The 12,859-nt window shown below is 63.8% G+C and carries 11 protein-coding genes; 6 read left to right on the top strand and 5 right to left on the bottom strand.

Annotation, left to right across the window (positions count from 1 at the left end):
- Complete coding sequence (gene rimO / locus ACH79_RS32970) at nt 1-1,326, top strand: 30S ribosomal protein S12 methylthiotransferase RimO (protein WP_161854677.1); 1,326 nt, start codon at nt 1-3, stop codon at nt 1,324-1,326.
- A gap of 287 nt (nt 1,327-1,613) precedes the next feature.
- Nucleotides 1,614-2,810: an acetylornithine transaminase gene (locus tag ACH79_RS32975; protein ID WP_161854678.1), complete on the top strand. Its 1,197-nt coding sequence runs from the start codon at nt 1,614-1,616 to the stop codon at nt 2,808-2,810.
- Between the two features lie 94 nt (nt 2,811-2,904).
- Here the strand turns inward: ACH79_RS32975 and ACH79_RS32980 are convergent, their stop codons facing one another.
- From ACH79_RS32980 to pcsA, 3 genes are all read right to left on the bottom strand, one after another.
- Nucleotides 2,905-3,879, bottom strand: coding sequence for a quinone oxidoreductase (locus ACH79_RS32980; RefSeq protein WP_161854679.1), 975 nt, complete (start codon nt 3,877-3,879; stop codon nt 2,905-2,907).
- Nucleotides 3,880-3,954: 75 nt separating this feature from the next.
- Nucleotides 3,955-4,689 carry a TerC family protein gene (locus ACH79_RS32985; RefSeq protein ID WP_161854680.1) on the bottom strand — a complete coding sequence of 245 codons (735 nt, stop codon included), beginning with the start codon at nt 4,687-4,689 and terminating at the stop codon, nt 3,955-3,957.
- Nucleotides 4,686-5,420 carry a phosphatidylcholine synthase gene (gene pcsA, locus ACH79_RS32990; RefSeq protein WP_161854681.1) on the bottom strand — a complete coding sequence of 245 codons (735 nt, stop codon included), beginning with the start codon at nt 5,418-5,420 and terminating at the stop codon, nt 4,686-4,688. The genes ACH79_RS32985 and pcsA overlap by 4 nt, the downstream gene beginning before the upstream one ends.
- Nucleotides 5,421-5,554: 134 nt before the next feature.
- Between pcsA and ACH79_RS32995 the strand changes: the two genes are divergently transcribed.
- Complete coding sequence (locus ACH79_RS32995; RefSeq protein WP_161854682.1) at nt 5,555-6,745, top strand: UbiH/UbiF family hydroxylase; 1,191 nt, start codon at nt 5,555-5,557, stop codon at nt 6,743-6,745.
- A gap of 99 nt (nt 6,746-6,844) precedes the next feature.
- Here ACH79_RS32995 and ACH79_RS33000 read toward each other — a convergent pair whose 3' ends face one another.
- Nucleotides 6,845-7,798 (bottom strand): AEC family transporter, encoded by a 954-nt coding sequence (locus ACH79_RS33000; protein WP_161854683.1) that lies wholly within the window; start codon nt 7,796-7,798, stop codon nt 6,845-6,847.
- 123 nt (nt 7,799-7,921) lie between these two features.
- Here ACH79_RS33000 and hspQ point away from each other — a divergent pair, with 123 nt between their 5' ends.
- Nucleotides 7,922-8,254, top strand: a complete 333-nt coding sequence (gene hspQ, locus ACH79_RS33005; protein ID WP_027537766.1) for a heat shock protein HspQ — start codon at nt 7,922-7,924, stop codon at nt 8,252-8,254.
- A 128-nt stretch (nt 8,255-8,382) separates the two neighbouring features.
- Here the strand turns inward: hspQ and ACH79_RS33010 are convergent, their stop codons facing one another.
- Nucleotides 8,383-9,168 (bottom strand): invasion associated locus B family protein, encoded by a 786-nt coding sequence (locus ACH79_RS33010; RefSeq protein WP_161854684.1) that lies wholly within the window; start codon nt 9,166-9,168, stop codon nt 8,383-8,385.
- Between the two features lie 262 nt (nt 9,169-9,430).
- Here ACH79_RS33010 and ACH79_RS33015 point away from each other — a divergent pair, with 262 nt between their 5' ends.
- Nucleotides 9,431-11,248, top strand: coding sequence for an extracellular solute-binding protein (locus tag ACH79_RS33015; RefSeq protein WP_161854685.1), 1,818 nt, complete (start codon nt 9,431-9,433; stop codon nt 11,246-11,248).
- Between the two features lie 79 nt (nt 11,249-11,327).
- Complete coding sequence (locus ACH79_RS33020) at nt 11,328-12,833, top strand: class I adenylate-forming enzyme family protein (protein WP_161854686.1); 1,506 nt, start codon at nt 11,328-11,330, stop codon at nt 12,831-12,833.
- Nucleotides 12,834-12,859: the final 26 nt, after the last annotated feature.

Consider the following 12,859-nt stretch of genomic DNA (forward strand, 5'->3'; position numbering starts at 1 on the left):
ATGCAACAGGCCGCTGCGCCCAAAGTCAGCTTTGTTTCGCTTGGGTGCCCCAAGGCGCTGGTGGATTCCGAGCGCATCATCACGCGGCTGCGCGCCGAAGGCTATGAGCTGGCGCGCAAGCATGACGGCGCCGACATCGTCATCGTCAACACCTGCGGCTTCCTCGACAGCGCCAAGCAGGAATCGCTCGGTGCCATCGGCGAGGCGATGGCCGAGAACGGCAAGGTGATCGTCACCGGCTGCATGGGCGCCGAGCCCGAGCAGATCGAGGCGGCCTATCCCGGCGTGCTGTCGATCACCGGCCCGCAGCAATATGAGAGCGTACTGGAGGCCGTGCACCGCGCGCTGCCGCCGGTGCATAATCCGCATCTCGATCTGGTGCCGCCGCAGGGCGTCAAGCTGACGCCGCGGCACTACGCTTATTTGAAGATTTCCGAAGGTTGCAACAACCGCTGCAGCTTCTGCATCATCCCGAAACTGCGCGGCGACCTCGTCTCGCGTCCGGCCAATGACGTGCTGCGCGAGGCGGAAAAGCTCGTGGCGGCCGGCGTCAAGGAATTGCTCGTCATCTCGCAGGACACATCGGCCTACGGCGTCGATATCAAATATGCGGACAGCCCCTGGAAGGATCGCCAGGTCCGCGCCAAATTCTTCGACCTCGCAAAAGAGCTCGGCGAACTCGGCGCCTGGGTCCGGCTGGAATATGTCTACCCCTACCCGCATGTCGACGAAGTCATCGGCCTGATGACCGAGGGCAAAATTCTGCCCTATCTCGACATTCCCTTCCAGCATGCGAGCCCGGACGTGCTGCGGGCCATGAAGCGTCCGGCCGCGCAGGAAAAGACGCTGGCGCGGATCAAGAAGTGGCGCGAGGAATGTCCTGACCTCACGCTACGCTCGACCTTCATCGTCGGCTTTCCCGGCGAGACCGATTCCGACTTCGCCTATCTGCTCGACTGGCTCGAAGAAGCCGAGATCGATCGTCTGGGCTGCTTCAAGTATGAGCCGGTCGCCGGCGCCGCGTCCAACGCGATCGAAAATGCCGTGCCAGATGAGGTCAAGCAGGAGCGCTGGAACGCGCTGATGGCGCGGCAGCAGAAAATCTCCGCCCGCCGCCTCAAACGCAAGGTCGGCACCAGGCAGCAGATCATCATCGACGAGGTCGGACCGACGGTTGCGAAAGGCCGCTCAAAGGCCGACGCGCCGCAAGTCGACGGCGCGGTCTATTTGTCCAGCCGCCGCCCGCTGAAGGTCGGCGAGATCGTCACCGCGAAGATCGAGCGGTCCGATCAATACGATTTGCACGGCAGTGTCGCAGGGTTCTGACCCCGGCTCAGGAAGTAGCGAGCCACGGCGGCGGCAGCGCTCCGGCGGGGCTTCCGCTTGACACGGCCAGCCCTTCGGCTGTATGGGCCATCGCCATGAAGCTGAACCGGACCAACCGCCGCCCCTGCCTGCGTCGTCGCTCCCGCGACGATGATGGGGCGCGCCATGTCCGACGACAACGCTGATCAGCTAGTTTCAGCCAAGTTCTCGAGAAGGCCGCACCCTCAAAAGTGCGGCCTTCTTGCGTTTCGGCCTCACCTTTCACCCACTACCCAGAGGAGATCGACATGACTGACGCCACCCATCCGTTCGACGCGCTGATGGAGATTACCGCTCGCCCGCCGGTGGTGTTCGTCCGCGGTGCGGGCTCCTTTCTCTGGGACGACTCCCGCAAGCGCTATCTCGACTTCGTGCAGGGCTGGGCTGTCAACGCACTCGGCCATTCGCCGCCTGCCGTTGCGGAAGCGCTTGCCGCACAGGCCAACAGGCTGCTGACGCCAAGTCCCGCCTTCTACAATGGTCCGAGCCTCGAGCTGGCGCAGGCGTTGGTCGAAAAAAGCTGCTTCGATCAGGTCTTCTTCGCCAATTCCGGCGCCGAAGCCAATGAAGGCGCCATCAAGCTCGCGCGCAAATACGGCGCCAAATACAAGAACGGCGCGTTCGAAATCATCACCTTCGAAGGCGGATTTCACGGCCGCACGCTCGCGACCATGTCGGCCTCGGGCAAGAAGGCGTTCGAACCACTGTTCGAACCCAAAGTATCGGGCTTCCGGAAAGCCAAGCTCAACGATCTCGATTCAGTGAAGGCGCTGATCTCGGACAACACGGTCGCGGTGATGTTGGAGCCGATCCAGGGCGAAGCCGGTGTCTGGCCGGCCACCGATCAATTCCTGAAGGAGTTGCGCGCGTTGACGAAGCAGCACGGCCTGCTGCTGATCGTGGACGAGATTCAGACCGGCATGGGCCGGACCGGCAAGCTGTTCCACTACGAGCACGCCGCTATCGAGCCCGACATCATGACGCTCGGCAAGGGTATCGGCGGCGGCGTGCCGCTGGCCGCCCTGCTCGCCACCGGGCACGCCTCCTGCTTCGAACACGGCGACCAGGGCGGCACCTTCAACGGCAATCCCCTGATGTGCGCTGCGGGCCTGGCCGTGCTCGACCATGTGGCCAAGCCGGAATTCCTGAAAGCTGTGGCGGACGCCGGCCTGTTCCTGGAAAGCGAGCTGCACAAACTGTCCGCCCGGCATGGGCTCGGCGAGGTGCGCGGCCGCGGCCTGCTGCTGGCGCTCGACCTCAAACTGCCGATCGGTGCGTCAATCGTGGCCGAAGCGTTCGCAGACGGCGTACTCATCAACTCGCCGCAGCCCGATGCGCTGCGCTTCATGCCGGCGCTCAACGTCACGCGCGAGGAGATATCACTGATGATCGATTGCCTGGATGCGATTTTGGTCAAGGCAGGCGCGGCGCGTCGGGTGGCGTAAGGCTCTCATGTCATTCCGGGGCGATGCGGAGCATCGAACCCGGAATCTCGAGATTCCGGGTTCACGCTTCGCGTGCCCCGGAATGACGGTGACGTCACGGCCGCAAGATCGCAGCCCCCGTCGTCGCGCGGCTCTCGAGCTCGGTATGCGCTTTCGCCGCATCCTTCAGCGCGTAGGCATGGTTGATCGGCACGTGGAGCTTGCCGTTGATGACGGCGGCGAACAGCGTGTCGGCGCCTTCGAGCAGTTCGTTCCGGGTAGAGACGTAATCGTTGAGCTTCGGCCGCGTCGCAAACAGCGAGCCGTGATTGTTGAGCTCGGCGAGTGGGAACGGCGGCACCGGGCCGGAGGCGTTGCCGAAACTGACGAACAGGCCGCGCGGCCGCAGGCACGACAGTGAGCCCGGGAAGGTGGTCTTGCCTACGCCGTCATAGACGACGTCGCACAGCTCGTTGCGGCTGATCTGTTTGACGCGGGCCACGAAGTCTTCCTCGTTGTAGAGGATGACGTGATCGCAGCCATTGGCCAGCGCAAGATCGGCCTTGGCCTTGGAGCCGACGGTGCCAATCACATGGGCGCCGAGCGCCTTCGCCCACTGGCAGGCCAACAGGCCGATGCCGCCGGCGGCGGCGTGGATCAGCACGCGATGGCCGGGTTCGACCTTGAAGGTCTTGTGCAGGAGGTACCAGACCGTCAAACCCTTGAGCATCAGCACCGCGCCCTGCTCGTAGGTGATGTGGTCCGGCAGCTTGACCAGCTTGTCCGCCGGGATCACCCGCTCCGAGGCGTAGCCGCCGAGCGTGAAATAATAGGCGACGCGATCGCCGGGATGAAAATTGGTGACGCCGGGTCCGACGGCCACCACCTCGCCGGCGGCCTCGTTGCCGGCGATGAACGGCAGGCCGGGCGCCTTGTAGAGGCCGGTACGGAAATAGACGTCGATGAAGTTCAGGCCGACGGCGTGCTGGCGGATGCGGACCTCGCCCGCTGCAGGCGCCGCTACGTCCACGTCTTCATACACCAGGGCTTCCGGCCCCCCTACCTTGTGCACGCGCACGGCCTTGGTCATGACAGTCTCCCTCGGTATTTCCTGAAACGCCCAACCTGAAAGCGAAACGAAAGCCATCGCCGGCCGGATGTCAACTCACCCCCGGCTCCTGACGGCCTTCTTGCGGTTGCGCCGGGCGAGCACGTTGAACAGTTCGACCGCGGCTGCGAACAACATGGCGAAATAGATGTAGCCGCGCGGAATATGGAATTTGAATCCATCCGCCACCAGCGCCACGCCGATCAGCACCAGGAAGGCCAATGCCAGCATCTTGGTGGTCGGGTGATTGGCCACGAACCGGGCCACCGGACCCGACGAGACATACATCACGACGCATGCGATCACGACGGCAGCGATCATGATTTCCAGGTCCTGCGCCATGCCGATCGCGGTGATGATCGAGTCCAGCGAGAACACCATGTCGATGACGATGATCTGCATGATCACCCAGAAGAATACGCTGGTTTTGGGTTCGCCATCGGGCTCGCCATGGCTCGCCTCGACCTCGCCATGAATTTCATGCGTCGCCTTCGCGATCAGGAAGGCGCCGCCAGCAATCAGGATGATGTCCCTCCAGGACAGTTCGACGTTTCGCACCGTGATGACAGGCTCCGTCAGGCCGATCAGCCACACCAGCAGGCTGAGCAGCACGATGCGGAACACCAGCGCCAGCAAGAGGCCGATTTGACGCGCGCGCTTGGCCTGCTCTGGCGGGATTCGCGACACGATCACCGAAATGAAGATGACGTTGTCGATACCGAGCACGATTTCCAGTGCCGTCAACGTCAGTAGCGCCGCCCAGGCTTCCGGGCTCGTCAACAATTCCATCATGCTCTGAACGACTTTATTTGCCGGATCACGGCGTCGCTTCCCACAACATAGGCGGCAATGGCGCAAAGCCCGGCGATGATGGGAGCACCCACGTTGAAATCGCTGATGAGCGTGTAGATCGCAAGCACGGCTCCGATTGCCATCAGCCACAGGGTCAGCCAGCGCAGACGCACCACCCGGAACGGGTGCAGCACATGAAACGGGGCGAATGTGAGCGCGATCAGGATTGCGATTCCCAGCGTGGCGAGTTCCTTCGGCAGGTTCAGCAAGAACAAATAAAACGCCGCGGCGTTCCACAGCGCCGGAAAACCTCGGAAGTGATTGTCGGAGGCCTTCATGCGTCGGTCGGCGAAATAGAGCGCACCGGAAACCATAATGCCGATGCCGAGTATGGGCGCCGCCAGCGGCAGCAGCCTGCCGCTCGCGGTGATGGCATAGGCCGGAACGAAGACGTACGTTACGAAATCGACGACGAGATCGAGAACCTCGCCCGACCAGTTCGGCTGCAACCGCACGACGTCAGGTTTTCGCGCCAGCGGGCCGTCGATGGCATCGATGATCAGGGCGACGCCAAGCCAGCCGAACATGCTGGCCCAATGCTCGCGCACGGCCTCCAGCATCGCGAGCAACGCGACGCCCGCGCCCAGCGCCGTAAAAATGTGTACGGCGAATGCGGCGGTTCGCATTCGACTGGTTGCAGGAGCGGAATCTGGCTCTGAGGTCTGGTCCATTGCTCGGGCAGTGCTATCAGGAATCGCTCCGATTTGCATATCGGCGATTGCGGCGTTCCGCCGCGCGATTGGGCGGAAACATTTCGTCCGGTTGACGGCTTGAAAATGCCCGCCCGAACGTCAATTGTCCCAATATGAACGACGCATCTCAGGTTTATGACGCCGCTGTGATCGGCGGCGGGCCAGCGGGGTTGACCGCCGCCGTCGCGCTGGCCGCAACGGGCGTAAAGATCGCCCTGCTCGCCCGCCGTGTCCCCTATGCCGACAACCGCACGACGGCACTATTGGGAGCATCCACCGATCTGCTGGAACGGCTGGACGTCTGGCCGCGCTGCCGCAACAAGGCGGCGGCCCTGCGGACCATGCGCCTCGTTGACGATACCGGCCGGCTGATCCGGGCGCCGGAAGTGCGCTTCAGCTCGGACGAGATCGGTCTCGAACAATTCGGCTACAACATCGACAACCGCTCGCTGATGGTTGCCCTGGAAGAGCGCGCCGCAGAACTTTCGAACCTGACCCGGTTTGACGATGAGGCTGTAACGATCGACCCGCAGGATGCGCTCGTTTCGATCCGCACCGGCAAGGGCGGCCAGCTCGCCGCGCGGCTGGTAATCGGCGCCGACGGACGGCAATCGCCCTCCCGCGAGGCAGCCGGCATTACGATCAGCCGCCGCGACCTGCATCAGTCGGCGCTGACCTTCAACATTTCCCATTCCCGGCCGCACAACGGCATCTCCACCGAGTTTCACACCGCGCAGGGCCCATGCGTATTCGTGCCCCTGCCCGGCGACCGCTGCAGTGTGGTGTGGGTTGCAGCAACCCGGGAAGCCGAGCGGCTGATGTCGCTCAGCGACGACGAATTGTCGGAAGCCGCGGAAACGCAGTCGCACTCCATTCTCGGCCGCGTCCAGGTCGAAGCCGGGCGTAACCTGTTTCCGCTGACAATCGAGCGTCCCGACCAGTTCGCCAGCCATCGTGTCGCACTGGTCGGTGAATCCGCCCATGTGGTGCCGCCGATCGGCGCGCAGGGCCTCAACATGGGATTGCGCGATGCGGCCGATATCGCCGACATCGCAGGCAGCGCAATCTCGCTCGGGGAAGATCCGGGATCGCCGGCGGTGCTGGCGCGCTATCAGTCCGCCCGCCGCACCGACGTCGCGAGCCGGCTGATTGCCATCGATGTCGCCAACCGTTCATTGCTCAGCGATTTCTTAGGCATGCAATCGCTGCGCGCGGCCGGCATGCACCTGCTTGGTTCGTTCGGCCCGCTGCGGCGGCTCGCGATGCGCGAGGGGCTGGCGCCGACCTGGAAGCGCGTCAGCTAAGGCCGGCCGCAGGCGGCGCAAGTCTTTGCGAGCCGGGTACCATTCTACTTTGCATGGGGTTGTTTTCGATATTTTCGTTTCGAGCACCCGCGCAACGCCTTACGGAAACGCCAGCCGTCCGCTCTGGATGAACCACATCACGCTGGTCAGCGTGACCACGGAGGCGAAGGTCCCGATCAGGACGGCGACGGACGCCGGTTCGATCCAGGTGTTGTTCTGCCGCGCGATCACGAACACGTTCAGCGCCGGCGGCAATGCCGCCATCAGGACGGCGGTCGCAGCCCAGGGCTGTGCGAACGGGCCGAACAGCAGCATCAGGGCGAACACGATTAGCGGATGGATCAGCAGCTTGATCGCGATCACGCCGGGCACCTCCCAAGGCACGCGGTCGAACGGCCGCAGCGCCACGGTCACGCCCAGCACGAACAGCGCCGTCGGTGCCGCAGCGTTCTGCAGAAACAGCAGCGTCCTGTCGATGGCGACCGGCAACTGGATGTGCAACGCCGCGGTGAGCGCGCCCGCCGCCGCCGACATGATCAGCGGATTGAGCACGATCTGCCGCGCGGCTACACCAATAGCATGCAGGAAAGACGGATGTTTGCGATCGGTCACTGCCATTAGCAGCGGCACGATCGTGAACAGAAAAATGCTGTCGCAGCAGAAGATCAGCGCGGTCGGCGCCGCCGCCTTGGCTCCAAGCACCGCCAGCGCCAGCCCGGGGCCCATATAGCCGATATTGCCGTAAGCGCCGGCAAGCCCCGCCATGGTGGCCTTGCGCAGCGACAATTCGCCGATGATCCGGCCAGCCACCATGGCAAGGACGAAGGCGCAGACGGTCGCAAGCGTAGTTGCGATCAAGAATGGCGGGTTGTTCAGTTCGGAAAACGGCGTCTCCGACATGATGCGAAATAGCAGCGCCGGCAGCGAGACGTAGAGCAGGAAGAAGTTCATCCAGCTGAGGCCCGATTCCGGCAGCCCCCGGGTCTTGCCACAGGCGAAGCCGATAAAAATCAATCCAAAATAGGGGAGCGCGAGGTTGAGGATATCGACCATCTCGGAAGCGTCTTTTCGTCAGTGATTTCGGGGGGATGGCGCCGGATATGGCCACTATACGTAAAGGTTAACTCGTTCTATTGCCCCTAGCATCGGCCACAATCATGGTCTATTCGACGGGACATGATCAAAGCGCGCACCGCCAAATTTCAGATCGGGCAGATCGTCCGCCACCGGGTGTTCTCATTCCGCGGCGTGATTTTCGACATCGATCCGGAATTCAACAATACCGAGGAATGGTGGTTGTCGATCCCCGAGGAGGTTCGGCCTCACAAGGACCAGCCGTTCTATCACCTGCTCGCGGAAAATTCGGAGTCCGAATACGTCGCCTATGTCTCGGAGCAAAATCTGCTGCCGGACGATTCCGGCGAACCGATCCGGCATTCGCAGGTGGCCGAGATCTTCGTGAAGGACAAGTCGGGCGGTTACCGGCCGCGCAATCCGTCGCTGAACTAGCGCGGTTTCGCGCAAAAGCGGAAACTGGTTTGCTCCAGGCAAACGCGTCAACGCCGAGCCATCTCTGACTGGAAACACAAAAGGCGCCCGGTTGGGGCGCCTTTTGTTTTGTCGAACGGCTGCGGCCGTTACTTCGCCGCCGGATTGGCGCCGCCCGGTTGGGCCGCCTCCAGCTTCTTGCGCTGCTCTTCGGCCCGCTTCTGCAGCTCTTCCTGCAGTTTCTTCTGGTTTTCCTCGAACTGCTTCGGATCGGTCGGCGGACCGTCATAGGCCTTGGCGAATTCGCCCGCGAGCGGCAGCGGCAACGTCAGTGGCGCACCGTTGGAATTGATCGCCTGAACAACGAGGTTCTGGCCCTTCTTCAGGCTGGCGATCAGCTCAGGGGTCGCCTCGTAGTCGGACATGCAACCGTTCTGGAAGCAGATGACGTAGGGACCCTGCATCGGCGCATTGCTATCGACGATGATCCGCGTGCCGTGGACGAGCTGCATGCCGAGCGGCAGCGTCACGCGCAGGAGCTTTTTCGGCTCGCCTTCCGGCTCGATGATGACGGCGGCGATTACGGGCTGGCCCGACTCGATGCGGCCGTCCTTGCCGGTGAAGCAAACCTGCTTGGCGCCGGCTTCCTGACCCTTGAGGCAGAACTTGGTCCAGGGAGCGTAGATCAGCTGAACCTGCTGTTCCTGCGGCGGGGTGGCTCCGGCGGCGGGGGCACCGGCCGCAGGGGCTTGCGGGGCGGGCGCGGGAGCCTTGGGAGCCGCCTTCGGAGCCGCTTTCGGCGCGGCGGGCGCCGGCGCTGGTGCCTGCGCCTGCGCACCCGACGCAATCAACGTTGCCGACAGTGCCGAGGCCGCCAACAGGGCCAACATCTGCCCACGCGGCCGGACTGACCCGGCCAAGATACGGAAATTCATTGCGGAAAACCCTTTCTGAACCGGAGCGTCCGAAACCGCTGCAGACGCCGACACCTCTACCCGCGCTGAGGCGGCTATCTCGTTGGCAATTGAGGCGGATACGTGACAGGCGTTCCCGCTGGCATCAACTGCCCGCCTTCAATACAGCGGCAGCCGAAAAGATCAATGCCGACAAGCATCTTTGGTATTCCCCGCAGGCCGGGGCCAAAGCCTATGGTAAAGCTTTTCGGTGTGCATTTTCGAATCAAATCGCTGCCCGCCAATGACCGCCTTTAGGCATATCCGTCTGCGTGTGCTGACCTGTATCACCCTCGCGCTGGGTGTGGCTCCGCTCAGCGGTGCGAAGGCGGCCGAAACCCACGCACTGGCGATGCACGGGACGCCCGCCCTGCCCGCCGATTTCACCCACATGCCCTATGCCAATCCGGATGCGCCGAAGGGCGGGCGGCTGGTCTGGGGCGTCCTTGGAACTTTCGACAGTCTCAATCCCCTGATCGTCCGTGGCATCGCCGTTCAGCAGATCAGGGGCTTTGTGGTCGAGAGCCTGATGGCACGCGGCAATGATGAGGCTTTCACGCTGTATGGCCTGCTCGCCAGGAGCGTCGAGACCGACGATGCGCGCAGCTATGTCACCTTCCGCCTCGATCCCAAAGCGCGCTTCGCCGACGGCAAGCCGGTTACGACAGAGGACGTGCTGTTTTCATGGACCTTGCTGCGCGACAAGGGCCGTCCCAATCACCGCCAGTATTATTCCAAGGTCGCAAAGGCCGAGGCGCTCGACCCGCTCACGGTGCGCTTCGATTTCGGCGGCGCCAATGACCGCGAACTGCCGCTGATCCTCGGCTTGATGCCGATCCTGCCTAGGCATGCCGTCGATCCCGCCACGTTCGAGGAAACCACGATGACCGGGCCGGTCGGTTCCGGTCCCTATCGCGTCACCGCCGTCAAGCCGGGAGCCAGCGTTACGCTGACCCGCAATCCCGACTATTGGGGCCGCGACCTGTCTGTAAATCGGGGCCTATGGAACTTCGACGAGATCAGGCTCGACTTCTACCGCGAGTCCAACGGCCTGTTCGAGGCGTTCAAGCGCGGCCTCTACGATTTTCGCGTCGAATACGAACCGCTGCGCTGGCACGAGGGCTACGACTTTCCGGCAGCCCGCAATGGCGAAGTGATCCGCGACACCATCAAGCCCGGAATGCCACAGCCGTCGGAATTCCTGGTGTTCAACACGCGGCGCCCGCAGTTTTCCGACATCCGCGTGCGGCAGGCGCTGACGCTGCTGTTCGATTTCGAGTGGGTCAACCGCAATTACTTTTTCGGGCTCTATGCCCGCACGCCGGGCTTCTTCGCGGGATCCGAACTCTCCGCCTACACCCGTCCGGCCGACGCGCGCGAGCGCGAACTCTTGCAACCGTTCGCCGAGCGCATCCGCCCCGATATTCTCGACGGCACCTATCGCCTGCCCGTCACCGACGGATCGGGCCGCGATCGCACGACGTTGCGCCAGGCGCTGAACTTGCTGTCGGAGGCCGGTTACGATCTCGATGGAGCCGTGCTGCGGCAGCGTTCGACCAGGACGCCGCTCACCTTCGAAATCCTGGTAACGACGCGCGACCAGGAGCGGATCGCGCTGTCCTATCAGCGCGACCTCAAGCGCGCCGGCATCGAGGTCAGCATTCGCGCCGTCGATCCCGTGCAGTTCGACCAGCGCCGGCTCGGCTACGAGTTCGACATGCTGCAGAACCGCTGGGATCAATCGCTGTCCCCCGGCAACGAGCAATCGTTCTACTGGGGCAGTCAGGCCGCCGACATTCCCGGCACGCGAAATTACATGGGAGCCAAGGAGCTGGCCATCGACGCCCTGATCGGGACGCTGCTCGAGGCGCGTGAGCGTCCGGCCTTCGTCTCGGCGGTGCGGGCGCTCGATCGCGTTCTGATATCGGGCTTCTACGCAATTCCGGTGTTTAACGTGCAGGAGCAATGGATCGCGCGCTGGAATCGGATAGAACAACCTGTGGCGACCGCGTTGACGGGCTATCTGCCGGAAACCTGGTGGCAGAAGCCGGAAGCGAAGTGAATTTAGTTGCGTACCCAAGTATCTTGCCAAGTATCTTGCCCAACCGACGCAACCCTCGTGATAGAGCCGAAGTAACGCCGTGACCCAGCCGACCGCTTCGCCGACGCTCGATACGCTATTCAAACGGAACCTGGCACGGCAGCCGGACGCGCTGGCGCTGGTTGATCCCCCCAACAAGCCACGCATCACCGGCCAGCCGCCGAAACGTCTTAGCTTTGCGCAGGCCGACCGTATGATCTCCTCGCTGGCCGCGCACTTCATCGAGTCGGGCTTGCCGTCCAATTCCGTGATCGCGGTTCAACTGCCGAACACCATCGAATTCGCGGTCACCGTGCTCGCCGCCTATCGCGCAGGTCTTGTCGTTGCAGTGCTGCCCCTGCTCTGGCGGCAGTCGGAATTGACGATGGCCCTCAACCGCACCGCCGCGCGGGCGATCGTGACTTCGGGCAAGGTCGACGGCGTGGTCTATTCGGACATCGCCATGAACGCCGCCGCCGAAGCGTTCTCGATCCGCCATGTCTGCGGCTTCGGCAGCGACCTGCCGGAAGGCATGGCCTCGCTCGACAATGCCATCTTCCGGGAATCTCCGACCACGCGCGCCGTGGTCCAGGACGGCCGCAAGGCGGCGCTGATTTCATTCGATGTCACCGCAGACGGCTTCCGGCCGGTCCCGCGCGCCCATCTCGGCCTGATTGCGGGTGGGCTTTCCATGTCGCTCGAAAGCGACGTGCCGCAGGGCGCCACCATCCTGTCGGCGTTCTCGCCGATGTCGTTTGCCGGCCTCGCCTCCTCGCTGGCGATCTGGCTGCTGTCGGGCGGAACATTGGTGCTGCACCACCCCTTCGACGATGAGGTTCTGGAGCAGCAGATCAACGAACAGGCCTGCGACACGCTGATTGCACCTGCTCAACTGGCGCTGCGGCTGGACGAACTGGACCTCGCCGCGCGGATGCCGAGCCTGCGCAATGTTATCGGCCTGTGGCGCACGCCAGAGCAGGTCGGCTCCAGCGCATGCTGGACCGCGCAACAGGCGACGCTGACGGATGTCTATCTATTCGGCGAGGCCGGATTGTTCGGCGCGCGCCGGATCGCCGAGGATGGCTCGCCGGCCCTGATCAAGCCTGGCCCGCACGGCGCGCCGCGCGATCTGCCGGGATCGTCGATCGCGGGCGAAATCCTCGTGACGCCGCGCGGCACGTTAGGATTGCGCGGGCCGATGGTGCCGGTCGCAGCCTATGCGCCCCCTCCGCCGCCGAGCGACTCCCTGATCGCGGCGCCGCCGCGCGACTATGTCGACACGGACTACGCCTCGCGACTCGACCGCGTGACCGGTGCGGTCCATATCACGGCGCCGCCGTCCGGCGTCATGGCCGTCGGCGGCTACCGGTTCCTGGCGCAGGACCTCCAAGAATGGGCGCGCCGGCTCGGCCAGGGTGCGCTTCTGACCGCGTTGCCGGACCGTATCAGCGGCCACCGGCTGGCGGGGCGCGCCCTCGACAACGCGCGCGCTCGGGACGCGCTGACAGAACTTGGCCTTAACCCCTTGATGGTGGAAGCATTTCGGGATCGGAGCAACGCCGCCTGAGACGCCGGCGGCGGGCGTCCGTTGAC

The organism is Bradyrhizobium sp. CCBAU 051011, assembly GCF_009930815.1.
Lineage (GTDB): Bacteria > Pseudomonadota > Alphaproteobacteria > Rhizobiales > Xanthobacteraceae > Bradyrhizobium.